Source organism: Micromonospora sp. PRAS1, from assembly GCF_059553435.1.
Window position 1 is genome coordinate 154,537 of record NZ_JCANNB010000015.1, and the last position, 24,442, is coordinate 178,978.

18 protein-coding genes are annotated in these 24,442 nt (G+C 69.8%); 10 read left to right on the plus strand and 8 right to left on the minus strand.

Annotated features, from left to right (window positions below):
- Positions 1–24 precede the first annotated feature (24 nt).
- The 3 genes from AC507J_RS16880 to AC507J_RS16890 all read right to left on the minus strand — a co-directional run bounded on the left by AC507J_RS16880 (position 25) and on the right by AC507J_RS16890 (position 3,299).
- On the minus strand, positions 25–1,077 hold the full coding sequence (locus AC507J_RS16880) for a sigma-70 family RNA polymerase sigma factor (protein WP_496290094.1): 1,053 nt from the start codon (positions 1,075–1,077) through the stop codon (positions 25–27).
- A 30-nt stretch (positions 1,078–1,107) separates the two neighbouring features.
- Entirely contained in the window at positions 1,108–2,397 is a 1,290-nt protein-coding gene (locus tag AC507J_RS16885) for a serpin family protein (protein WP_496290095.1), read from the minus strand.
- Positions 2,398–2,498: 101 nt separating this feature from the next.
- Positions 2,499–3,299 (minus strand): CE1 family esterase, encoded by an 801-nt coding sequence (locus AC507J_RS16890; protein WP_496290096.1) that lies wholly within the window; start codon positions 3,297–3,299, stop codon positions 2,499–2,501.
- 74 nt (positions 3,300–3,373) lie between these two features.
- Here AC507J_RS16890 and AC507J_RS16895 point away from each other — a divergent pair, with 74 nt between their 5' ends.
- Positions 3,374–3,928, plus strand: coding sequence for a TetR/AcrR family transcriptional regulator (locus tag AC507J_RS16895; RefSeq protein ID WP_496290097.1), 555 nt, complete (start codon positions 3,374–3,376; stop codon positions 3,926–3,928).
- Positions 3,929–4,036: 108 nt separating this feature from the next.
- Here AC507J_RS16895 and AC507J_RS16900 read toward each other — a convergent pair whose 3' ends face one another.
- The 4 genes from AC507J_RS16900 to AC507J_RS16915 form a co-directional block, all read right to left on the minus strand.
- Positions 4,037–4,873 carry a serine/threonine-protein kinase gene (locus AC507J_RS16900; RefSeq protein ID WP_496290098.1) on the minus strand — a complete coding sequence of 279 codons (837 nt, stop codon included), beginning with the start codon at positions 4,871–4,873 and terminating at the stop codon, positions 4,037–4,039.
- A 51-nt stretch (positions 4,874–4,924) separates the two neighbouring features.
- Positions 4,925–7,150, minus strand: coding sequence for a UvrD-helicase domain-containing protein (locus AC507J_RS16905; RefSeq protein ID WP_496290099.1), 2,226 nt, complete (start codon positions 7,148–7,150; stop codon positions 4,925–4,927).
- Positions 7,147–13,602 carry a DEAD/DEAH box helicase gene (locus tag AC507J_RS16910; RefSeq protein ID WP_496290100.1) on the minus strand — a complete coding sequence of 2,152 codons (6,456 nt, stop codon included), beginning with the start codon at positions 13,600–13,602 and terminating at the stop codon, positions 7,147–7,149. The genes AC507J_RS16905 and AC507J_RS16910 overlap by 4 nt, the downstream gene beginning before the upstream one ends.
- A gap of 280 nt (positions 13,603–13,882) precedes the next feature.
- Positions 13,883–14,260 carry a hypothetical protein gene (locus tag AC507J_RS16915; RefSeq protein WP_496290101.1) on the minus strand — a complete coding sequence of 126 codons (378 nt, stop codon included), beginning with the start codon at positions 14,258–14,260 and terminating at the stop codon, positions 13,883–13,885.
- A 128-nt stretch (positions 14,261–14,388) separates the two neighbouring features.
- Between AC507J_RS16915 and AC507J_RS16920 the strand changes: the two genes are divergently transcribed.
- The 8 genes from AC507J_RS16920 (at position 14,389) to AC507J_RS16955 (ending at position 22,621) form a co-directional block, all read left to right on the plus strand.
- Positions 14,389–14,661: a hypothetical protein gene (locus tag AC507J_RS16920; RefSeq protein WP_155219639.1), complete on the plus strand. Its 273-nt coding sequence runs from the start codon at positions 14,389–14,391 to the stop codon at positions 14,659–14,661.
- On the plus strand, positions 14,654–15,265 hold the full coding sequence (locus AC507J_RS16925) for a DUF6879 family protein (RefSeq protein ID WP_496290102.1): 612 nt from the start codon (positions 14,654–14,656) through the stop codon (positions 15,263–15,265). The genes AC507J_RS16920 and AC507J_RS16925 overlap by 8 nt, the downstream gene beginning before the upstream one ends.
- Before the next feature lie 3 nt (positions 15,266–15,268).
- Positions 15,269–17,728 (plus strand): ATP-binding protein, encoded by a 2,460-nt coding sequence (locus AC507J_RS16930; RefSeq protein WP_496290103.1) that lies wholly within the window; start codon positions 15,269–15,271, stop codon positions 17,726–17,728.
- Positions 17,725–18,006, plus strand: a complete 282-nt coding sequence (locus AC507J_RS16935) for a hypothetical protein (RefSeq protein ID WP_496290104.1) — start codon at positions 17,725–17,727, stop codon at positions 18,004–18,006. Before AC507J_RS16930 ends, AC507J_RS16935 begins: the two co-directional genes overlap by 4 nt.
- Positions 18,007–18,182: 176 nt before the next feature.
- Positions 18,183–21,197, plus strand: coding sequence for an N-6 DNA methylase (locus AC507J_RS16940; protein WP_496290105.1), 3,015 nt, complete (start codon positions 18,183–18,185; stop codon positions 21,195–21,197).
- Positions 21,198–21,301: 104 nt separating this feature from the next.
- Positions 21,302–21,562 (plus strand): hypothetical protein, encoded by a 261-nt coding sequence (locus AC507J_RS16945; protein WP_496290106.1) that lies wholly within the window; start codon positions 21,302–21,304, stop codon positions 21,560–21,562.
- On the plus strand, positions 21,559–22,212 hold the full coding sequence (locus AC507J_RS16950; RefSeq protein WP_496290107.1) for a hypothetical protein: 654 nt from the start codon (positions 21,559–21,561) through the stop codon (positions 22,210–22,212). Before AC507J_RS16945 ends, AC507J_RS16950 begins: the two co-directional genes overlap by 4 nt.
- Entirely contained in the window at positions 22,199–22,621 is a 423-nt protein-coding gene (locus AC507J_RS16955) for a hypothetical protein (RefSeq protein ID WP_496290118.1), read from the plus strand. Before AC507J_RS16950 ends, AC507J_RS16955 begins: the two co-directional genes overlap by 14 nt.
- A gap of 196 nt (positions 22,622–22,817) precedes the next feature.
- On the opposite strand, the gene AC507J_RS16960 is transcribed toward AC507J_RS16955, so the two are convergent.
- Positions 22,818–23,705, minus strand: a complete 888-nt coding sequence (locus AC507J_RS16960; RefSeq protein WP_496290108.1) for a helix-turn-helix domain-containing protein — start codon at positions 23,703–23,705, stop codon at positions 22,818–22,820.
- 395 nt (positions 23,706–24,100) lie between these two features.
- Here AC507J_RS16960 and AC507J_RS16965 point away from each other — a divergent pair, with 395 nt between their 5' ends.
- The gene (locus AC507J_RS16965; RefSeq protein ID WP_496290109.1) at positions 24,101–24,337 is read left to right on the plus strand and encodes a GntR family transcriptional regulator; all 237 of its coding nucleotides are present in this window, start codon (positions 24,101–24,103) and stop codon (positions 24,335–24,337) included.
- Positions 24,338–24,442 lie beyond the last annotated feature (105 nt).

Below are 24,442 nucleotides of genomic sequence, written 5' to 3' on the forward strand. Positions count from 1 at the left end.
AGAGACGGCATCCGCGGCGAAACCTCATCGGTCGGCGGGGGTCGGCGGAAGCCCGAACGCCGGAAAGAGCGCCGGCTCGTGGAACGCGACGATCTCCGTGATCAGACCGTCGCGTACCTGGAGCACACCGATCCCGAACGGCTCGAAGAGCTGCTGCCCCGGCGGTCGCCGGTAGCTCGCCGCGGCGAGCTGCCCGTTTGCGCTGGTGGGCAGCATGCGAAACGCGCCGATGTAATCGGGAGAGTCCGGGTCCCAGGTCGCCGCAAGCGCCGCGAGGACCGACTCGCGGTCGGCGAACCATTCCGGGAAGGGCGGCATCGTGGCGCGTACGTCCTTCGCCAGCAGCTCGGCCACCTCGTCGAGGTCGCCGCGCTCGACCGCCGCCAGGTAGCGCCGCAGCACCTGCCGGTCCTCCTCGGTCGGCGGCGCGGCCGGCGCCCAGTCCGACCGGCCCGGCGGGAGGTGCTCGCGCAGCGTCGCGCGGGCCCGCTGCAACGCGCTGTTGACCGACGCGACGCTGCCGTCGAGCACCTCGGCCGTCTGCCGCGCCGGCCAGCCGAGCACGTCGCAGAGGATCACCGCGGCGCGCTGCCGGGGTGGCAGGTGCTGCATCGCCGCCAGAAACGCCAGCTCCAGGGTTTCCCGCGCCACGACCGCCGCCTCCGGCTCGTCCTGGCGCGGCGCGACCGGCTCCCACGCCGTCACCGGTTCCCGCAGCGCCACCGGTTCCCGCAGCGTCACCGGTTCCCGCAGCGCGTCGGGGAACGGTTGCAGCCACGGGCCGGTGACCAGGGTGCCCGTCGGCTGCCCGGGTACGTAGTCCGGGTTGGCCTGGTCGGGCAGCAGCCGCCGTTTGCGCCCGGCGAGCGCGTCGAGGCAGACGTTTGTGGCGATGCGGTAGAGCCAGCTGCGCAGCGACGACCGGCCCTCGAACCCGGCCCGGGCCCGCCACGCTTTCAGGAAGACCTCCTGCACGAGGTCTTCCGCCTCGTCGTAGGAGCCGACCATCCGGTAGCAGTGCACGCGCAGCTCACGCCGGTGCCGCTCGATCCGCCGGGCGAAGTCGTCGTCGCTCACCGGGCCACCGTACGTGCTGGCCCTGACCTTCTACGCGCTGGTGACCAGCGGGTCGTGGACCCGGCCGAGGAAGAGCGGTACGCCGGTGAGCCGGTCGTGGATGACGTACAGGAACGGCCGGTTCACGAAGAACTGCGGTCCCTGCGGGATCGACGGCGGCCGGACGATTACCGCCGACGCGGCTGCCGCCTCGACGCCCTTCTCGTCCACCCCGATGAACGTCTCGTGCAGCACGTCGTCGATGCTCAGCGCCGGATCGGTGCTCATGCCTGTGAGGTCGGCCCGCGTGCTGAACGCCGTGGGCATGCCGAGGCTGCTCAGCACCGCACGCAGCTCGGCCGGCAGGCGGAACGTCCACCGGGGCAGGCGCAGTTCGACTGTGGCGTTCCGGAACCCGGTGAGCAACGCACCAAGCCACGTCACATCGAGGTTGGCCTCGACTGCGGCGAGATCGCCCCGGGTCGGCAGAACGATGGCCATGCCCAGCCCGTTGCCCGCGAGCGGCACGTCGACCGCGCGCCACCCGTCGCCCTCCAGGTAGCCCATCGGGTCGAATGGCCCACGCATCATCGGCACGCCGACCACGCTGCCGTCATCCCGGGTGAACTGCTCCGTCGCCGTGAACATCGAGAGGAACGGGTACCGCCAGGCCGCCTTGAGGTAGGTGGTGTTGGTCAGGATCAAACTGGTGTCGGGGGTCGGGACGCCTGAGGGCAACAGCTCCGGGATCCTCGCGTTGGTCCGATCGGAGACCCAGGTGTTGATCTGCTGGCGGGTCGCCTCCGGCGCGCCACGGAAGTCGACCGGGTGCGGGGCGGCACCGTAGTAGCCGGCCAGGGTTTGCTGGAACCCGGGGCGCAGCTCCAGGTCGAGCCGGGTCCACAGGGCGTTGGCGGTGGTCAGCAGGGGCCGCGCGACTCCGTCGCCGTTCGCGTACCGGCCGGCGAGCGCCTGTTCGACGGTGTTGAGCCCGCTGTCGAGCGCGCCGGGTCGGGGATGCGGGGCATGGAGCACCGCGTCCATCTCGTCCGCAGTGGTCGAGCCGGCGCCCGCCCTGGTCATCGCCAGCGCGAGCCCGACCGAGTACGGCGCGCAGACCACGTTGCCGCCGGGACGGGTCGACGCCAACGTGCGGTAGAGGTCGGCCGAGAAGCCGCGTACCGCGGTCGCGGCGGCGGACATGGTGGCCGGGTCGGGAGGTACGCGTACCGGATCCGTCGACGTGGACGACCCGTCGAGCGAGCTGGATTGACCTGGGGCGGCGGTTAACGCGGCGGCCGCGAGCGGCACGGTCCGCAGAATCGATCGACGCGAGACCATGCCGTGACGGTAGTGCAGTCATACGGAAATGCGCCAGGTGAAAGCCCGAAATGCATCGGAGTCTGACAATGTCATTGACTCGCCCGCCCGAGGCCCGGCGATCAGTTCCAGCCGAAGAACCCGGCCATCGCGTCGGTGGTGTGGAGGTCGTGGGTGGTGCGGCCGACCAGCCGGGGCGCCGGATGCGGTCCCGGGATGGTGTGGCCGTCGCCGCGCACGGCGTAGAGCCGGACGGGGGCTCGCCCGTCCTGACTGTGGTCGGTGCGGCTGATCCCGCCGGAGAGTTCCACAGTCACGGGCGGCACCGTGATGCCGTTACGCTGCGCGAAGTAGGCGGCGGTCTCCGGCGTGGACAGCGTCTCCCCGCCGGCCCGGAAGACGAAGCGGGCCCAGGCCGCCATCTCGCCGCCCTCGTACGGCACGATCCGGTCGGCTGTGCCGTGCAGCAGAAGAACCGGCTTCGGCACGACGGGCAGGCCGGGCACGAGGAAGTTGGCGGGTGCCGGTTGCTGGGCCGCGATGATCGTCGCGCCGGCGAGCAGGTCGGGGTGTTCGTGCAGCAGTCGGATCACCATGCCGCCACCGTTGGAGTAGCCGGCCGCGTAGACCTTCCGCCCGCCCACGTGCCGCTTCACCACCGCCTCGGCGAATGCCACGTCGTCAACGTTGGCCCGACGGGCCGGGAAGCGGCTGGCCGTGCGGGCGTCGTTCCAGTTGCCCCGGTAGCCGTCGAGGTAGGCGACGGCCGTGCCGGGGATCGTGTCGAACGCCTGACCGGTGAAGGCGCGAAACTGGGCTGCGTTCTGCCTGGAGCCGTGAAAGACCAGCAGGAGGCGGTCGTGACCACCCGCCGGCTCGATGAGGGTATAGGTGCGGGCACGGCCGGCGGCTTCGATCTCCATGACAACCCTTCCGGATAAAGTATTCACTTCAACCTAGTCGCAGACGGATGGGTTATCCAGTTACCTTGGTCACCGTGACTCGCAGAGACGCCGCCCGCAACTGGCAACGCATCGTCGACACCGGCCGTGCCTTCGTGGCCGAGCAGCGGCCGCTACGGCTCAACGACGTCGCCCATGAGGCGTCGGTCGGCGTCGCCACGGTCTACCGCCACTTCCCCACTCCCGAGGCACTGCTCGAAACCCTGGCCCGCCCGAGCCTGGAGGACCTGATCGCGTGCGCCGAGCAGGCCCTGCGTGACGACGACCCCTGGCTTGCGTTCGCCGGTTTCCTGACCGCCGGCATCAACGCGCAGCTCGCCGACGCCGCCGTGCAGCCGGTCTTCGCCGCCGCCGCGCACGAATTGCCGGAGACGGCCGAGCTCGTAGGCCGCCTGGAAACGTTGGCCGCCGACCTGCTTGAACGGGTACGCGCGGCGGGCCTGATCCGCCCCGGCGTCGAGCATGCCGACGTGGTGCGCCTGATGTGCGGGGTGGTCTTCGCCGCCTCGGTCCACTCGACGCCTGACGAACAGGCGGCGCTCACCCGCCGCTACCTCGACGTGGTGCTCGACGGCCTGCACACCCGGTGACGCCAATCATCCGAAGGCGACTCGCACCACCGGCGCGCCCGACAGGTAGCCCGGCCGAAACAGCCTCAGCGGATGGTTGCCCGGGCCGAACGAGGCCGGAGGGTGGCATCACCGCGTGAAGGGCAGCAACAGGCTCTCCACCTCAGCGGCCGACGGGGGGCGCTCTGCGGGATCCTTGGCGAGCAGGCAGAACAGCAGATGTGCAAGATCATCCGGCACGTCCGACCGGTGTTCGGTGACGATGGGAATCGGCGCGCGCATGTGGCAGCGCAGCATCTCGGGCGCGTTGGCTGCCTGGTACGGCGGCCGGCCGGTGAGCATCTCGTAGAGGATGCAGCCCAGGGCGTAGAGGTCGGCGGCTGGTCCGACCGGGCTACCGGCGGCCTGCTCGGGAGCGATGTAGGCAGGCGTGCCGAGGGTGCGGCCGGTGGTGGTGAGGCGGGACGACTCGACCGGCCCGAGCAGTGCGGCAACGCCGAAATCCAGGACCTTCACCGCTCCGGTGGAGGTGATCATCAAGTTCTGCGGCTTCAGGTCCCGGTGCACGAGGGAGGCGTCGTGGGCGGCGGCGAGCACGGCACAGATCTGCGCGGCGATCGATGCGGCCTCGCCTACCGGCAGCCGTTCCTGTTCGGCGATGTGGTCACTGAGGACGATGCCTCGGACGAGTTGCATGGCCAGGTACAGGTCGTCACCGTGTTCGCCGAGGTCGTACACGGCGGGCACGCCGGGATGGTCGAGCTTGGCGGTGGCCCGCGCCTCCCGCTGGAACCGTCGCACCGCGACCGGGCGCTCGTCCTCCGGCACCTCCAACTGCCGGAGGAACTTGACGGCCACCAGCCGGTCGAGCCGCTCGTCGTGACCCGCCCAGACCTGCCCCATGCCACCGCGTCCGATCGGGTACGTCAGCTCGTACCGGTCGCCGATGCGGTCCCCTGCCTGCAACGCCGGCCCCTCCCCTGGTGGCATACGGGCCCCGGGACAGGGGCCCGACGCTCACGGTAACTGGCGCTGGACCAGGCGGCTGGTGAGGAACGGGCTGGGCGTGCCGTGCCAGAAGACCACCAACTCGTCGCGGGGACGGGTCGCGGCGACGAAGAGCAACGACCGGTCCCGCTGACGTTCGCGCTGGTAGCGCTTGGGGTCGGTGTCCCGGTACCGGCTGATCAGCTGCCGGGGCACCAGCCCGTCACTCACCCCGGCGATCACCATCCGCTGGTACTCCAGGCCCTTGAACCGGTGCATGGTGCCGACGTGGATGCCGTCGGGCTGCTTGGGACCATCGGGGCCGATCTCCACCGCCAGCAGGTCGTCGGCTTCCAGCCGGGCGATCACGTCGGCCGCGAACTCCCGGGTCGGTACGCAGACGGCCACCGAACCGTCGGTCGGGTTGCCCCAGGCCCGCAGTTGCTCGGCGATCAGATCGCGTTCCTGCGCCCAGGTCGCCGCGCCCCGGAAGGAGGGTTGGCCGCCCCGGAGCAGCGAACGGTAACCGGCCAGGTCCTCCGGGCCGCCGTCGAGGTCGTCGTAGACCTCACCGGTCATGATCTGTAGCGCGTCGGCGAGGATCTGGCGCGTGGTGCGGTAGCTAAGCGTCAGCCGCGAGGACCGGCCCCGGATGTTGATGCCGAGGCTGCTCAGTGTCACGTGGTTGTCGTAGATCCGCTGGTGGGTGTCGCCGGTGAGGAACATGTCGTCCGGGCCGGCGGCGACCATCGCCCGCAGCATCTTCCAGTGCGCCGCGCTGAGGTCCTGCGCCTCGTCCACCACCACGTGTCGGTAGCGGGGGCGGTGGAGGCTGCCGGAGGACTCGCCCGAGTTGGCGGCGGCCCGGTCCATCTCGATCCGGGCGGCCCGCTCGGCGATCTGCCGCCACGTCCAGACGCCCCGTGCCTCCAGCCAGGTGGTGAACCGTTCGGTGAGCCGCCAGATCTGGTCGCGTTCCATCCGGTTCAGGCTGCGTCCCCGGTTGGGTCGCCGGGCCTTGAAGTAGTCGGTCCGGGAGTTGAGCACCTGGCCGAGGATCACCTGGGTCCATTCGGCGGCCAGGAATTCGGCGTCCCAGCCGTTCTCACCGGTCTCGACCAGGAAGTCGGTCCACAGCTGCGGCACCTGGTTGTCGTTGACCACCCGCCGGCTGCCGCCCGCCCTGGCCTCCGAGACGACCCGGCTGGCCAGCCGGTCGATGTTGACGATGTCGACCCGGGCGACCAGTTCCTCACCGCCGAGCGCCATGAGCCGGGTACGCAGGTCGGCCGCGAGGTTCCGGTTGAAGGTGGTGAGCAGGATGGGTTTGTCCGTGCCGGGCGGCAACTGCCGGGCGAGGTGGGCGACGCGGTGCAGGGCCACGATCGTCTTGCCGGTGCCCGGTCCGCCACCCACCCGGGCGGGGCCGTTGTAGCGCCGCTCCACCAGCTTGCGTTGGGTGGGGTGCAGGAAGATCTGCCACCGTTCGAAGGACTCCACGAGCATCGCCTGAAGGGCCTCGTCGTCGGAGGTCACCTGGGTCGCGGGCCGGGCCACCGCGGCGGCGAAGTCCTCGGGGTCGATCGGTTCCTCGGCCCGGACCGGGTCGGTGACCTGAGCTAGTACCTCGTCGTAGGTCTTGCCGTCGAAGAGGGCGAAGAGCACGTCGGTGGTGAGTTGCGGTGCCCGGTCGAGTAGTTCCAGCAGTTCCGCCTCGGTGGTCAACTCGCGGATCTGCGGCAGCAGCGGCTCGGCAACGCCCAGTTCCAGCAGCTGGGCGTCGGTGTAGCGGTCGAAGAGCGCCTTCGACGCCGGCTGCGGCTCGACCAACGACGGCTCGACCACCGACGGCTCGGCCACTGCGGGGAGGGCCACTGACGAATCCGGGGAGACGACCCGGCCGACGATGCTGTCGCCGACCGGCGCCAGGTCGATGACCTCGATGCCGCCGGTGACCCGGTTGATCCGGTACGCGTACCGGCTGAGGTCGTCGTACACCTCGCTGCGGTGCTTGACCGCGACGAGCAGGTAGTCCCGCTCAGCGATGTGCAGCAGCAGCGCCCGGTAGTCCCGGCTGATCCGCGCGGACATCAGCCGCGAGTCGCCGTTGAGGTTCTTGAGCTTGAGGCCCGGGTTGTCGGGGTTGTGGCGGAACTTGTGCATGAACTCGTAGACCGCGCCGATGTCGGCGCGGGTGAGCTTCATGACCTCCTTGTCGGCCCGGTCGAGCATCCGCAGCATCGCTCCGGTCTTCATCGGTCCTCTCCCCCACTCGTCGCGGCCAGCCGCGCCGCCAACTCCTCCACCGACCACTGCCGCGCGGTCTGCACCCGCCAGCCCGCCTCGGCGTACGCCCGGTCCCGGTCCTCGACCTCCGGGTCGTCCGGTGCTCCACTGAGCACGATGGCGACCCGCCGCTCGGGCCAGGCCAGCTCCGCCTGCCAGCCCTGGTCACCGAGTTCGTAACCGACCACCGGCAGCGGCAGGTCCCACGCGGCCAACTGCTGGACGAGCCCCTCCAGGGTGCCTTCGTCCGGGTCGACGTAGCGCAGCACGTCGCCCCAGGGGGAGCCGTCCTGCACCGGCTGCACCGGGGTCGGCTGGCTGACGGTGCCGAGCCAGGTCGCCGTCTCCTCGTCCAGCGGCAGGGCGCGTCGGGTGAGGGAGAGTCCGGTGCCCTCGGTGACGGCCATCGACGCGGGCTCGAAGACGTCGAGGTCGGAGACGACGAGCTGCCCGGCGTCGCCACCCCCCTCGGCGAGGAACTGGATGACGTTGCCCCACGCCAACCAGCCCGCCCAGCGTTCCTTGTGCCCGTCGGCGGCGACCGCCGCCGGCAGGTCGTCGAGCACGGTAAGCGCCGACCAGGTCGGCAGCGGTTTACTCGCTCCGGGTGACCCGGGCTGCGTCGCCCCGCGGCCGTCGACGAGCACCGTCAGGGCGCAGTCGGCGGCGTCACAGGCCCGGACGACCATGATCTGTCCCCGGGTAGCCGACGGCGGCAGTGGCTCGCCGCGCAGCGCCGCGAGCAGCCGGTCGGCCACCCCGCTGGAGTCGCAGCGGCTGTTCTCCCGGGCCTGCGGGAGCAGGCCGGCGAGGACGGCTTCGGCGCGGCGCTGCCAGCGGTGCAGGTCGGGCTCGGCGAGGAAACGCAGCAGTTGCTCGATCGGGTTGGCCCAGACCGTCGTCTCCAGTTCGTCCGGGTCGGCGCCGGGCAGGAAGGCCCGGTACCGCTCCCGGGCGGTCTGCCGGCTGATCCCGCCGTACGGCAGCCAGCGACCATTCCCCTCGGTGCTGCCCCACGTCGCCACGTCGTCCCAGGTGGCGGCGAAGACTAGGTAGCCGTGGGCGCGCAGCCGGGCCCGCTTCTCGGCGTCGTCGGCGAGCCGGTTGTACTGGCTGGAGGCGTGGTATTTGAAGCCGTCGAGGTAGACGGCGACCTCCGGCGACGGCGCGTCGAGGCGCTTGAAGTGCACGTCCGGTCGGGTGCCCTGGACGGTGTTCTGAAGCTTCATCTGCCAGTGGGTGACGTTCTGCCCGCCCTGGGTGACGAACCGGAGGTCGGCGATGCGGGCCCCGTCGTGGTCGGTGCGTTTCTCGACCCGCAGCCCGGAGTCCGGCGTGGCCCCGAGAGCCAGCAACTTGGTGAGGAAACGCATCTCCAACTCGCTCTCCACCTGACCGATGAGCGAGATCTCGTCGGTGCGGGTGCCCTTCTCCACGTTCCAGCTGTCCAGGAGCTTGTCCAGCATGCCCAGCGCCTCGTCGCGGCTCATCAGGGCGAACTGGTCGTTGCGGGCGTAGCGCAGCAGGCAGCGGTGGCAGACGGGCCGGGCCTGGCGTCGGCATTCGCATTCGGTGATCCGCCGCCGGGCCAACTCCAGCACCTGGCGGAACTCCTCCGGCTCGGCAAGCCGGTGCAGGTAGCCGGTGCCCTGCGGCTGAATGTCGAAGACGACGACGAAGTTGCGGGTGCCGTCGCTCTGCCCGTCCGGCATGGTGGCCGGGACCGCCTGGAGGTGGGCCGGGTCGCCGCCGTACTGGGCGGCGATGCCGAGCCGGATCGCCGCGGCGAGCGAGACGACCCGCTCCGCCACCAGCGCGGTCGCCGCCGGGATCAGGATGCGCAGCGCCTCGGTCTCCAACTCGTGGGCGAGGATCAGGTCGACGTGGGTGTCCGGCGTGGCCGGCGAACGCCGGTACGCACACCACGGCCGATGGTGCTCGGCACCCTGCACCACAGTCGCCCCCGACGCCTGCGCGGCGAGTTGCTGGCTGACCGCCGGAGCGCCGTCGACCGTGGTGCCGCCGCACGAGGTGCAGGTGTGGAAGCGGTTGATCCGCACCTCGTCGCCGGCAAACGCCTCGGCGGCCCGGTCGAAGCGTTGGGCGCCCAGGTTGAAGTGGCGGACCATGGCGTGCCGGCTGTAGTCGACGCCGAAGGTCTCGTGCGCGTGCCGCCAGGAGGAGTCGACCTTGGCCGGGTCGATGTCGACCGCGACGGTGGTGGCGTAGAAGCGGCGGGTGCGGTCGTCGCTGTCGTCGCGGATGCGGGCGTCGTCGCGCTTGTCCCGGCTGTAGACCCGGGTCGGTTGAAGCACCTGGAAGAGCCGGCCGTGGTCGGCGATGCCCCGGTCGGCGCAGCGCGGGCAGGCGCTGGTGTCCTCCTGCGCCAGGTGGGTGCGGACGTAGCCGCACTGGGCGCAGATCCGCCACTGCGCGTACGCGGGCCGGTCGGCCGGGCCAACCTCCAGACCGGAGATCTCGTGCTGGTAGCCGCGCACGTAGTAGCTGTTGCCGGGGGCGATCTCCACAAGCGCCTGGCGGGCCGGGCGGGCGTACTCGCGTAGCTCGCTGTGGAACCGGCGGTCGCCGTCGACCTGTTCCTCCCAGGTGAGGGTGGCCTCCAGGTCGGTGCGGGTGTCGATGAGGGCGTAGTTCGGCAGCAGTCCGAACTCGACAAGGGTGCCGTGCGCGGCGGCGCCGCTGACCTCCCGCAGCCGGCGGCGTACGGCGGCTTCCTCGGCCCGGAGCATCTTCAGCTCGCGGGCGTGGTCCGGGTCGCTGGCCACCAGCGTGCCCCGGGCGGTGGCGATCTCCTGGAGTCGACGCCGCAGGTCGGCCAGGCGCAGCTCCCAGCGCTCGTCGGCCTCCTTGACCCGGTGCACGATGCCGTCGACGGCGAACTCGCGCAGTTGGTCGGCGGCGGCCCGCAGGATCTTGTCGCCGAAAAGCCCGAGAAAGTCCTCGACCAGGCGTACGCCGTCGCGGCGACCGGCCTCGGCGAGGTGGGCCAGCCAGCCGCTCGGGCCGAAGAGGACGTGTGCCCGGCGCGGCATCGGCAGTACCCCGGGCAGCTCGCCCCGGGCGGCCAGGTCGATCAGGTGGGCGAGGTACTGCCGGCGCAGGATCTCCACGGCGGAGAGGAAACAGCCGGGTGGCACGATCTGTCCGGCGATCATGTCGCGTGGCTCGGTGAGGTAGTAGCGGTCCCGTTCGGTGCGCCCGACCAGGGTGAGCACCAGCGCGTTGCCGCTCTTGCGGCCGGCGCGACCGGCCCGCTGGACGTAGTTGGCGGGCCCGTGCGGCAGCGATGCGAGCACCACCGCGGAGAGCGCGCCGATGTCGATGCCCATCTCCAGCGTCGGGGTGCAGGAGAGCACGTTCGGGTCGGTGTAGCGCTCGCCGTCGCGGAACTGCTGCTCGACGTTTTCCCGCTGGGTTCGGGTGAGCATGCCGGTGTGCTCGCCGGTCACCACCCGGAAGACGTCGCTCTCCAGGTAGAGCCGCCGGTAGTAGTCGTCCGGCGCGGTGTCGTCGGGTGCCGGCCGGAGCCGTCCACGGCAGCGGTACTGCCGGCAGGGTTGGCCGATCCAGTCGGCGACCCGGTCGGGATGCTCGGTCTGCTGCCAGTGGCAGGTGTCGCAGCCGACACCGGCCGCGACGGCGGCGGTGTCGTCCAGCCGGGTCACCCGCAGGTGGCCGGGGAGCAGCCCGTACACCGTGTTGCCGTCCTCGGTGTCGCCGGCCGCGACGATGCCGGCGGCGGCCAGGGCCGGCAGCAACCGACTCAGGTAGCCGGCGGCTTCGGCCGAGTCCAGGCCGAGGCAGCGGGCGGTCCAGTCCTGGTACCAGTTGCCGCGTGCGGTGATCGCGTCGAACTCGGAGCGGGACTTCGGGGTCGCCAGCAGGAAGGCGGGCGCGGAGACGCCCCGGGGGAAGGCAGGCATGCCGGCCGGACGGCCACCCCACACCTGCCAGCGGGTGCCACCACGCCGCAGGTACGGCGCCAGCCACTCGTGGTAGACCGCGCCCCGGGCGCGCAGCCGTTCCAGCAGGCCCCGCAGGAAGGCCAGGTAGCGGGCGTCGTCGGGGGCGGCCACGCCGAGCTGGCCGGGGCCGGTGAGCTGCACGTCGCGGCAGAGCGCGACCGCTGCGGCCGGGTCGTCGAGCGCCACCTCGACGGCCACGGACCGGGTCAACTCCAGGGTGCGGCCCTGCCGGGTACGCAGCCCGGCCTCCAGCACGGTGGCGAAGACGAGCCGTTCGCCGATCAGCGTCCAGGTCTGCCGGCTGCCGGTGTCGGTACCGGCGAGCAGGCCGTCAACGCCCGGCTGGTCGTGCAGGTCGGGCGGTACGACGGTGGAGAGGATCTCCGGCCGGGCCGCCTCCGCGACCATCTTCACCACCAGCTCGTCCAAGCCGACCGACGCACCGGGGGTGAGCTGGTCGGCCAGCAGGGCACGCAGCGAGAAGGCGTACGACCGGTTGGCGACGAATCCGGCCCGGTGCGCCGCGTCCTGGACGGAGTCGTTGAAGAGCAGCGTCTTGCGTTCCGCCTGGCCCAGTTCACCACCGGTGAAGAGTTGGGTGATGGCCACCGAGGCGAGGGTGGCCAGGCCGGCACCGAGGAAGCGGATGCCGTGGTCAAGCTGGCAGGAGGGGCAGCGGTCCTTCTCGGCCGCGTCGAGGCCGGTCAGGTCACCGAGCACCACGATCTCGTCGTCGCCAAGCGTCCGGTCGCGCTGCTCGTCGTAGGGTCGCACCCGACGGCCGTGCTCCAGTACCAGCAGACCAGTCGCCCGCTGCCGGATCTCGTCGTCGGTGGCCGCGATGAGTGCCCGTACCCGACGCTTGTCCCGGCCGACGCTGGCCCGGTAGATCTTGTCCGGGTCGGTCTCCAGCTCCTGCGGGTCCTTCTCCGGCGACAGCGCCATCCAGCCGGAGCGCCCGCAGTGTCGGCAGTAGACGGCCGGCAGCCGCAGGTGCCGGTTGTCGGCGATCACCGTGTCGCGCTCGGTGGCGTACGGGTCCAACTCCCGGGGGGCCTCGCCGTACCAGCCGAAGGTGGCCTGGCGGGAGGTGCCGCGCAGCAGCCGGGAGACGGCGCGTACCCAGAGGTGGGTTTCGATGTTGAGCAGCGGCCGGCGCTCGTCGTCCGGGTGGCGGGCCATGGAGAGCAGCCCGACGAACCGGGCCAGCGCGCGGGCGGTGATTTCTGGTCGGCTGCGCATCACGCTGCCCCAGCCGGTGGCGTTCTTACGCGGCAGCACGTCGATGATCTCGTCGAGGGTGCGCGGTGCCGGGCCGAGCGAGTCGAGCACCGCCTTTGTCAGCGGATGCTTACGCAGCAACCCACCGAGTTCCTGCGGCTTGCCCAGGCAGTTCTTGCCGAGCACCAGTTCGGCGACCTCGGCCATCATCTGCGCCGGATCCCGGCCGTCGACGGCGGCGAGTTGCTCGGGGCTGGGCAGCGGCAGGCTGAAATCCTGACCGGTCATGAACTCGCCGGGTTCGTAGCGTTCCTCCCCCACCAGCGAGTCCGGGTCGAACACGATGCCGAAGACCTGTTCGGCGACCTCCCGGATGGCGGTCCGGCCGTCCCGGCCGTCGCTCTCGCCGAGGGTGGCGGAGGTGGCCACCGGGCAGATCGGCCCGAGCGGGCGACCCGGTTCGGCCAGGCCGAGCGCGGCGGCCAGCCGACGCAGCAGCATCGCCACGTCGGTGCCCTGCGCGCCGTCGTAGCTGTGGAACTCGTCAAGCACCACGTACGCCGGCTCCGCGCCCTCCCAGAGCGGCAGGTCGTCGGCGCGCTGGAGCAGCAGGTCCAGCATCTTGTAGTTGGTGATCAGGATGTCCGGCGGGGTGCGCCGCAGCTCCGACCGCCGGTTCATCACATGCTGGTACTCGGTCTCCGTGACGTCGCCGATGTAGAGGCCGGCGGTGACGCCGGCCAGCGCCGGGTCGGTGAGCAGTTCGTTGATGCGCTGGGTCTGGTCGGTGGCCAGGGCGTTCATCGGATAGAGCAGGATCGCCTTGACGCCGGGCCGTCCCTGCTGCCTGCGTCGCCGGCAGTGGTCGAGGATCGGGATCAGGAAGGACTCGGTCTTGCCGGAGCCGGTGCCGGTGGTGATCAGCGTCGGCTCGGCGGCCTTCCCCTTGGTCGACAGCCGGGCGAACGCCTTCGCCTGGTGCCGGTAGGGGGTGAAGTCGGCCGGTGCCCAGTCCAGGCCCGCCCGCCAGTCCCCCTCCGCGGTGCGAAAGGGCGTGCGGATCCGCAGGTACGGCCCGCGGAAGACGCCCTGCTCAGGGTGGGAGAGGAAACCCTCAAGCCCCTGGCGTACGCCTTCCTCGGTCAGACCGAAGGTGGTGGTCAGGTATTGCGTGAGGGTCCGACGCAGGGTGTCGGCGGCGATCGTCGGCCTCATGAGCGCATCACCCGCGGGATGCTACGTCAGCATCCACTGTGGTTGATCCTCTGATCAGCCACAGTGGAGCTTTGGTCAGATACGCGACACCCCTTCACCACAGGCTGCCGCTTTGCTGGCCTCCGGGGGCGATGGTCCTCAGGACGTTGATTTCAGGCTGAAATCAATATTTCACCGTGAAATCAAGCCAGCTCAGGATGTGCTTCCGGCCGGGCAGTCCGGGAAATCGGCCGAGTGCCGCCGACATCGCCACCGGCGCGCCCGCCGAAGGCTCATAGCTTCAGATGCGGCTGTCGCCGAAGGTGATGCCGCCGTGGACGTCGCGTGCCTGCACCATCGGGCCGCTGACGTCACCGGCCACGGTGTTCGTGACGCCTCCGTGGCGGGCTTCGACAACGGCCTGAACCTCTGCGAAACGCGCGCGGAACTCGGCACCGAACCCGGCGTCACGGCGATTTTCCTCTTCGAGCAGCGCCGCGAGGCGTTGAACCGCGTCGTTATCGGGTCGGCGCAGGACAACCTCGATCGTTTCCCGCGATGCCGCCTCCCGCCCGAACCGGTGCCGAAGAAAGTCGGTCAGCCCGATCACGGCGGATCGGGCACTCTCAGCAAGATTGGTGGTCATCCAGGCGACCAGGGTGGTCGCTGCGGTGAGCATGAGTGGATCGTCCATACCGCGCCCCCAGGTTCGCCACGATGCTCGAAGCCGGACAAGGCCGAATGCAATTCGTAATCCTAAATGTTACTTTGAGTGCCCGCTTCATCACATCAACCCAGGAGGCCGGGATGAGTGCGCGTCGATGGGAGGCGGACCCGTCCGCCCAGCTCAGCCGCCGCTGGGGCAAGTCTTCGCACGAGCTGGGCAACACCTCCGGCGACGGCAGCTGTCCCGACATCTGGGAGTTGAGCAACGGCGACGTCGCAGTCATCGGGCAGGACCTCACCGACAGCTACCGGGATCGACTGCCCGAAGGGGTCTCCGTCGACCCCGGCGAGCGGCTTATCATCATTCCCCGATCGACAATGCTCGCCGCGAAGGTGGACATCCCTGATGCGTGACCTCCTCGACGGAGATCCCGGCGAGTTGCTGGCCCTCGACGACTACTGGGCCGACTTCGACGAGCGATTCTGGAAGACCGGGCCGCCCGGCTTCTGGAAACTCGAACGGCAACAAACGTTCAAGGAACCCAACGATGAAGGCTGGCAGGCGTTCGCCGCCGGCCGGTGGGACGAGTCGCTGCGGATTCTCCACGCCCGGCGCCCCGAGTTCGAGGACTACTACCGGCGTATCGCCGACAACGGGTTCGCCACCCGCCGGGTACGGGTGGTGCAGGAACCGTTGAGTCCGTACCTGCAATGGGAGCTGCACGTGCTGCGGCTCCGCCACGAGTACGGCGGCCTGACCCGGGTGGTGGGGCCTGAAGCCGTCGCCGCCACAGAGGTCAGTGGTCCGCTGCCGGAGATCTACACCCTCGGCAGCGACGTGATGTACGAGGCGATCTACGACGCCGACGGGGTGCTCGAAGCGGCCCGACGGTGGCGGAATCCGCGTGTGGTAGCGCGGTGCCAGGAGTTCATCGAGTCGCTCTACAACGACGGCGAGCCGCTGGACGAGTTCTTCGTGCGAGCGGTGGCACCGCTGGAGCCTCCGCACTCGGACTGAGCGATGACCGACGGGGGCGCGGACAGACATCCACCGGGCGAGGCACGACCGGAACACGTCAACCAGTCGGCGTCGTCCGGTGCCGCTGATCTCGTGCAGGCTCGCGACGTGTACGGCGGGGTCCACTTTCACTCCGCAGACTCCTCGCCGCCGCATCCGCCGCCCCGCCAGTTGCCCGGCGACGTGCGCGGCTTCGTCAACCGGGTCGAGGAACTGCGCTCGCTGGACCGGCTGCTCACCGACGAGGCCGTTCGGGCTGCCCTCGTCGTCATCTGCGGCACCGCTGGCGTGGGCAAGACGGCGCTGGCGCTGCGTTGGGCGCACGCCGTACGCCAGCACTTCCCGGACGGCCAGCTCTACGCGAACCTCCGCGGCTACGACCCGGGCCAGCCCAGCCGACCGGAGCAGGTGCTCGACCGTTTCCTGCGGTCACTCGGCATTCCGCCCTCCGCCATTCCGGCCGATGTCGAGGACCGTGCGGCGCTGTACCGCTCCCGGCTCGCCGACCGGCGCGTCCTGGTGGTGCTGGACAACGCCGCCACCGTCCGCCAGGTGCGTCCGCTGCTACCGGGTACGAACGGCTGCCTGGTGATCGTCACCAGCCGGACCATGCTGTCGGGCCTGGTCAGCCGGGACGGCGGGCGACGCCTGACGCTGCGAATGCTGTCCGAGGACGATGCGGTGACGTTGCTGCACGAGGTGACCACCGGATACCGCGACGACGAACCGGGCGAGTTGGCCGAGTTGGCCCGGTTGTGTGCGCGGCTGCCGTTGGCGCTGCGCATCGCCGCGGAACGGGCGGCGAGCCGGCCGTTCATGCCGCTGGCCGAGCTGATTCAGGATCTGCGCGACGAGTCGGCCCTGTGGGACGCCCTCACCACCGACGACGGCGAGGAGGCCGACGCCGTACGCACCGTCTTTGCCTGGTCCTACCGGGCCCTGAACGCCTCGGCCGCCCGGTTGTTCCGGCTGCTCGGTCTGCATCCCGGCCCCGACTTCAGCGCACCGGCCGCAGCCGCGCTCGCCGACCTGCCGGTGTCGGGCATCCGGCAGCCGCTCGACGCCCTGGTACGCGCGCATCTGCTGGAGCAGAGCGCACCCGGCCGCTACCAGTTGCACGACCTGCTACGCGCGTACGCCAACGATCAGGTCAGGCAGCTGGAGCACGACCAGAGTCGCCGGGCGGCGCTGGTGCGCGTGCTCACCTGGTATCTGCACTCGGCGGACGCCGCGCTGGGCCGCACCCTGCCGTTCTACCGGACGGTGCCGCTGGATCCGACGGCCGACCTCACGCCGTTGGGCTTCGAGACGGCAGCGGAGGCTGACGCCTGGTTCACAGCCGAGCAGGACAACCTCGTCGCCGCCACTCGCGCCGCCAACGGCGCCGGCCTGCCGAAGATTGCCTGGCACTTGGCGGTTCTGCTGCGCAGCGTCTTCATGCACCGCAACGCCTTTGACGCGTGGTTCGCCACTGCGCAGACCGGTTTGGCGGCCGCCCGAGCAATGCGCGATCGGCGTGCTGAGGCAGAGGCGCTGGAGAGCCTCGGCAAGGCCCACTTCCAGGCTCGCCAGTTGACCGAGGCAGAGGAGCACCACCGGGCTGCGCTGGCGATCCGGCGGGAGATCGGCGACGAGCACGGCATCGCAGTGTCGGTCAACGCGCTGGGCTTGCTTGCGTTACGGCATCGCCGACTCGCCGACGCCCTGGCCCGGTTCAGCGAAAGCCTCCACATCTTCACCGGGCGCAACGACCGGCGGTGGCAGGCCCTGCTGCTGAGCAATCTCGCCGAGACACGCTACGAGCTGGGCGACCTCGCCGACGCGGTGACGCTGCTGGAGCAGGCGTTGGCGGTGCAGCGGGAGATCGACGACCAAGGGCAGGAGGGAAACTCGCTGTTCTTCCTCAGCATGGCCCTGCGGGAACTCGGGCGCACCGACGAGGCGCAAACCGCGATCGAAGCGGCCCTCGTCATCGCCGAGCGCGGCAGCCCGGTGTGGCTGGCGCACTGGCTGGTCGAGCACGCGCGGGTGCTGCGTGCCATGGGCCGGCCCGCCGAGGCGCTGGAAGCGGTGCACCGAGCGGCAACGATCCAGCGCCGGTTGGGTGACCGCAGCCGGGAGGCGATGGCGCTGGACGGGGCCGGCGAGGCGTACCGGGAGTTGGGGCAGCCGGACCAGGCGATCGCGTTCCATCTGCGGGCGGCGGCGGTCCACCGCGATCTCGCCGACGACTGGCAGCTTGCCCTGACACTGGATCATCTCGCGACGGCGTTGATCGACGCCGGACGTCCCGAAGAGGCACACCGCTTGTGGGTCGAGACGGTCGAGCGGCTGGCCGGGTTTCCCGACCCTCGCGCCGTCAGGCTGGGTCACCGCATCGAGTCAGACCTGCTAGAGATCGACACACCGCGCGTCGGGCCCGACAATCCGGGCGGCGACAATGACCGGGAGGGCAGGCGATGAGTCTTTGGTTGCGGTGGAAGATCGCCGTACCGCTGATCGGGTTGAGCTTGCTGATGCTCGTTCCCGCGATTGCCGGGACGGTGCTGTGGTGGTCGGAGTTCGGCATCGCCTACCAGGTCTTGAGCCTGCTCATCTGCCTCGTCGTGATCGCCCAGACCGCCCTGGCGATCTCCATCGGGGCACGCCCCACCGAGGACGTCCCGTGGATGCGGATCGGGCTGGTGATTGTCGGCATCGCCGTCGCCTGCGGCCTGGCCTATCTCCGCGACGAATTCTGACCCTCGCTGCGCCGCAGTCAGAAATGTGACAGGCGCTCACGGTCGCGGATATAGCTTCCCTTCACGCCACGTGGCCACACTGTTACATGGCGCGTTCGGATGGAGAAGCCAGCCATAGCCGAAGCCACTACCGACCGGCCACTGTGGGCGTCAGCCCCGTCGGTGGCCACGAACCGATGCAGCCCCTTCTCGCGCGACTCGCGGACCGAAGCCGGCCACGCACCGAAGCCACAATCCAGGCGGACATCCGTCAACTCCTGCTGACCATCGATCTCGGGCTCTCCGCGGACGAGCTGGAGGAGGTCAACCTCGAAGCGCCCGTAGGTCAGGGTCGACGGATCGACATCGAGATCGGCCGCACCGTTATCGAGGTCAAACGACATCTCGGCCAGGGGCCGACGCTACGTCGGGCGGAGCAGCAGCTCGCCGGATACCTCCAGTCCCGCACCCAGGAGAGCGGGCAGCGGCACCTCGGCGTGCTCACCGACGGTGCGACCTGGCACGCGTACGATCTGCGGCTCGGTGCCATGGCCAGGGTGGACACCTACACCCTGACGGCTGCCCGTCCCTCCGGATTGGGGTTGTTCTACTGGCTGGAGGGTGTGCTGGCGACGACCCAGCGGGTCGCGCCGACCCCAGCGGAGATCGCCCGCCGGCTCGGCGCCAACAGCAGCTCCTTCACCATCGACCGGGCCGCGTTGGCGGCCCTCTACGACGAGCATCGGGATGAGCCTACCGTCAAGCTGAAACGACAGCTCTGGGCCGATCTGCTGGGCAAGGCACTGGGTACGCAGTTCGTCGACGATCCGAACCTGTTCGTCGAACACACCCTGCTGATGAACAGCGCGCACATCATCGCGCACCTCGTCATGGGCATCGACATCGACGGTTTTCAGCCGACGGACCTGATCCGCGGAGAGCGTTTCAGCCAGGCCGGAATCCTGGGCGTCGTCGAGCACGATTTCTTCGGCTGGACCACCGAGGTCGGCGGCGGCCCCGATTTCATTCAGAGCCTCGCCCGCCGCCTCGCCCGGTTCGACTGGGTCAGGGCGGACCACGACGTACTCAAAGAACTGTACGAGTCGATGATCGGCACCGAGACCCGCAAGCGGCTCGGCGAGTACTACACGCCGGGCTGGCTTGCCGAACACATCGTCGACTCCGTGGTCACCGACCCGCTGCGGCAGCGGGTGCTCGACCCGGCCTGCGGCTCCGGCGCCTTTCTCTTCCATGCGGTACGCCGTTACCTCGCCGCCGCCGAGGCGGCCGGCCACCCGCTCGGCCGGGCCCTGACGCAGCTCTCCCATCAGGTCATCGGCGTGGATCTGCACCCGGTGGCGGTGGCTCTCGCGCGGATCACGTACCTGATCGCCATCGGCCTGCATCGGTTGGCCGGTGAGCGCGATGTGATCACTATTCCCGTGTTCCTCGGCGACAGCATGCAGTGGAAGGAGCAACTGGATCTCTTCCACGAGAACCACATCAAGATCGATGTCAGCCAGCCTCCCGGCAGCGGCAAGGAGTTCCTGAGGTTTCCGAAGACGCTCCTCGACGACCCCGGGCGCTTCGACGAGATCGTGAAGGGCCTCGCCGACATCGCCGCGAAGCTTCGCGACCCCGACACCCTGCCCTCGATCGAAGTGTTCCTCGACCGCATGAAGATCATCGCCGAGCATCGGCCGATGCTGCGCCAGACCTTCGCATTGATGTGCCGGTTACACGACCAGGGACGCGACCACATCTGGAGCTACTACACCCGCAATCTCGCCCGCCCGGCCTGGCTGGCCAGCCAGGACATCGACACCGACAACCGGGTGGATGTCCTGGTCGGCAACCCACCGTGGTTGTCGTACCGGCACATGCCCCGGGAGATGCAGGTGGACTTCCGGAGGCTTTCCGACGAGCGCGGCCTGTGGCACGGCGGCAAGCGGGCCACCCAGCAGAACCTTGCTGGCCTCTTCGTCGCCCGAGCCGTTCAGCAGTACCTCAAGGAGGACGGCACCCTCGCGTTCGTGATGCCCGGCGCGGTACTGACCGCAGACCACTTCGCGGGCTTCCGCACCGGCTGGTACCGGGACGCCGGGGAGGAGACCGGGGTGGCCTTCACCGGTTCCTGGGACCTGCGACAGTTACGGCCCCACTTCTTCCTCATCGGCGCCGCCGTCGTCTTCGGCCGGCGGGCCGGCCTGCACAGCTACCGCCAGCTTCCCAAGGTGACCGAGCGGTGGTCCGGACGCCTGCCTGCGGACCGCAGTGCGTGGCAGCTGGTGGCACCAGCGGTTTCCAGGACACCCTACGACCTCTCCCTCACGCTCACCGGATCGCCGTACGGGCCGACGGTGAAAAGCGGTGCGACCATCGTGCCCCGCTTCCTGTTCTTTGTCGACACGCAGCCGGGCGGACCACTCGGCCTGCGCTCCGGCAGCCGTTCTGTGCGGTCGGCACGCGGAAACAAGGAAAAACCACCTTGGCGGGATCTACCCACGATCGACGGTGTCGTGGAGTCCCAGTTCATCCGGCCGGTGCTGCTCGGGGAGAGCCTGCTGCCGTACCGGATCCTGCCGGCCCGGGAGGCGGTGCTCCCCCTTGACGGCACGACACTGATGGATGGCCCTGCTGCCCGGCTCGACTACTTTCCTGGGCTCGCCGACTGGTGGCGGCAGGCCGAAGCCCTCTGGAACGCCCATCGGCAGAGCGACGACCTCACTCTGACTCAGCGGCTCGACTACCGGCACATGCTCACCAGCCAGTTTCCCGCGCCGCCGCTTCGGCTGGTCTACGGAAAGTCGGGCATGCACGTTGTCGCCGCTGTGGTGGACGATCCGACCGCCATCATCGACCACAAGCTCTACTGGGCTCCGATCGCGTCCCGCGCTGAGGGGTTCTTCCTGTGCGCGATCTTGAACAGCCCGACCTTGACCGATCTGGTCCGGCCGATGATGTCCTACAACAAGGACGAGCGCGACATCGACAAGTACATCTGGAAACTGCCGATCCCGCTTTACGACGCCACCAACGACACCCATCGCATCCTCGCGGCCCTTGGCGAAGTGCAGTACGACCTGGTGAACAGCATGCCCATCGACGAGAGCGACTACTTCGTGTCCCTACGGCGGCAGGTTCGCCGGGAACTGCCCCGGCATCCCGCCGCCGTTGGGATCGAGTCGATGGTGACGGACCTGCTCGGCTGACCGCATTCCCGCTTCTCACCCGCGCAGCGGGGCCACGAGCCTCACTCACATCAGATAGTGTCCGCTCGAACACGTACCGGTCAGTCGGCAGAGAAGGCTCGACGATGAGTGTCGGCGAGGTCAAGGTCCTGCTTCGTGCCGCCATCGAGGCAGCACGCCACGGAGGACGAGTCTTCGACGAGGCGAGCGGGCAGGCTGGATCTGCCACGGCACGCGCCACCGTAATCCTTGCCGGGAGCAAGAACAAGGACGTGACAGACGCGCTCGGAGCGCTTGCCGAGGCGTCAGCCGAGGTGCGGCAGACCCGCCGCCGGTTCGCCGCCGCCGCCGACCACGCCGAGCACTACCTGCGCCGGCTCGGATGACGGGCAGTGTCGGGGAGCTGGTCGCCGAGCTTCTTGCCGTCCGCCGGAGCTTGGCCGAGGCCGCTGTCACGTCGCTGCGCGCCCAGGCCGACGCCACGCAGGCCCTCACGCACCTGACGGAGGTACGCCAGGGCAGCAGCGACGCTGCACTCGGACTCGCCGTCACCGAAGCCGAGGTGGCGCGGGACAAGGCTGGCCGCTATGCGCGTCTGCTCATGGTTGCCGCGAATCACATCGCCGCGTACGTCAATACGATCGCGCCCGGTGCTGCCTCGACCGGCCCGGAGACGGCGGCATCTCCGTCCGGGGAACGGCTGGTGGCCGAGGCGGAACGGAGGAGACGCCGGGCTGATGCGTTCTGGAGCAAGCAGACGCAGAAAGCGGACGACACCCAGGACAGTCTTACGAACGTCGAGAACAAGGTTCAGGAAATAGTGAGCCTCTTCAAACAGAAGTACGGTGGGCAAGGGGCCGCGACCAGCACCACGACGGGCCACCAGCCAGCCCCGTCTCCGGACCGACCGCAGGTCGACACACCGGTGACCGCGGCCATCATGGCGGCCGGCGCACTGGCGGTGGCGACCAAGGCCATCGCTCAGCAACTCACGAGACGACGAACGAGAAGGCGTGACACCGATGATCAGACCTGAGCTGCCCGATTACATCCGCACGCTGGTACGCGGCGAGCACGCCGCCAACGATGCGATCGAGGCGAGGCTCCAGGCGGAGGGGTGGGACGGCTTTCCACGGTTCCTCGCGATGGTCTTCTTCCTCGCCGTGGACCGACGCTTCGGTGAGCACGCCGAGTGGGCCGAAGTGATCAAGTTTGTGGCCGATCTCCGGACCGACCTGCACGGCGGCGCAGAGATCAACGCCGAAGCCGCCGAACGTCTGATCATGTCGGTCATCGACCCGTCCGTGGATTACACCGCCTCTCAGGAGATGATCGGCGCCATCCAGGCCGCTACCGCATTGAAGATTCTTACCGAGGCGAACCTCTCGGACGCGGAGCTGGACGGCCTCCTCGCGGAAGCTGTCACCCTCGCCAGCCGCCCCTAAACGTCGCGCCTGCGGCACCCCTTCCCCCAACCCCTCACGCCTTCCCCCGACCCCTCACGCCTTCCCCGATCCCTCATGTCGATCATGCAGTTGTGGTGCCAGAGTTCACCGTTAATGCCCACTTTGTCGGGCACCACATCTGCATGATCGACGGACGGGGAGGCGGGGGCGGGGGTGGGGTGGGAGGCGGGGTGGGTCAGGCGGCGGCTTGGTGGGCTTCGGTGGTGATTTTTTCGATCAGGCGGCGGGACTGGTCGTGGTCCAGGGCCACCCCGTCCAGACCCGCCCACACCTGCTCGTACGCGGCCACCTCCGGTTCCCGGTCGAGGTAGAGCGCCCCGGTCAACAACTCGCGGTAGACCACCGGCGGCTCCGGCTCGGCGCGGTTGCCGGGCGGGAAGTCCAGCAGCATGAACGGCCCCGCGATGGCGGCCCGGTGCACCCCGACGGCGAGCGGCACCACCCGCAGCGACACCTGCGGCAACCGACTCACCTCCACCAGATGCCGAAGCTGCTCGACCATCACCGCCGGGTCGCTTACGGTACGCAGCAGCACCGCCTCGGCGAGCACCACCTCAAACCGGGGTGCCGCCGGCAGCCGCCGCCGCAACACGTCCTGCCGCCGCAGCCGTACCTCGACCAGCCGTTCCCGCTCCGCCTCGGTGAGATCCGGCCGTCGCCGGCAGACGGCAGTCGCGTACCCCCGGGTTTGCAGCAGCGTGGGGATCATCCCGTCGGCATGCTCGCGCAGCCGGCGGGCCTCGGCGGCCAGACTGACGTACGGCTCGCACCAACGCGGCAGCGGATCACCGTACGCATGCCACCAACCCTTCGCCCGCGTCTCCCCCGCCAGGGCGACAAGCGCGGCGGTCAGCTCGGGCCGCGCAGCGTACCGCTGACACATGTCCCGCACGTCGCGGCGGCTCACCGCAGACCGGCCCGCCTCGATCCGCCACAACCGCTGCCGACTGAACTGCAACGCCTCCGCCGCGCCGTCCACCGTCATCCCGGCCTCGGTCCGCAACTGCCGCAGCACCCGCCCAAGATGCCGACGCGGCACCGACGACCCGGTGTCCTCAACCATCACCGCGCCGCCCCGCACCCGGCACACTCCCCCGACACCACCCGGACGGCAACGGCCCGTAACGCCCCGCCCGCTGATTCCGCGCCACCCCCACCCGCCGCACGACCCGCGCCTCCCCCACCACGCCGTCGCCCGGCAAGACCCCAGACCCATCGGGTACGCCCTCCAGCGCGCCACCCCGCCACCAGCGCCCCGAGCCATCCCCCTCCGGCACGACCCGCCCCACCAGGCCAGCACCCGCCCACCCCGGCCACAAGAACCACTTCCACCGCCGACCCATGGCCCCTCCCCTTCGCCGGTCTTCTACTTCGTGAAGGCTAGCAGACCTGTAAAGCCTGTAAAGATAGGATGGGGATGCTTTACTTTTCGATCTCGGTGGCTGATTTGCTGACCGCATGCCGTACGCCCAGCCGCTCTGGCGCCAGATCAGAGATGATCTACGCGCGAAGATCCGGGCCGGCATCTACCCACCAGGAAGCAAGCTTCCCTCCACCCGCCTCCTCGCCGAGGAGTACGACACAAGCCACATGACGGTACGGCGGGCGCTGGACTCCATGATCGAGCTCGGCGAACTGGTCGGCCGCATGGGCATTGGCGTCTTCGTCTCCGACACCTCGGAGCAGGACTCATAGTCGCGGCGCGTTGCCGCCCCAGCGGGAGCGCGCCCGGAACCACCGGGCATGCTTCTATGCGACCGACTCAGATTGGCCTAACCTCCTCGGCACCCGGCCCTTTGT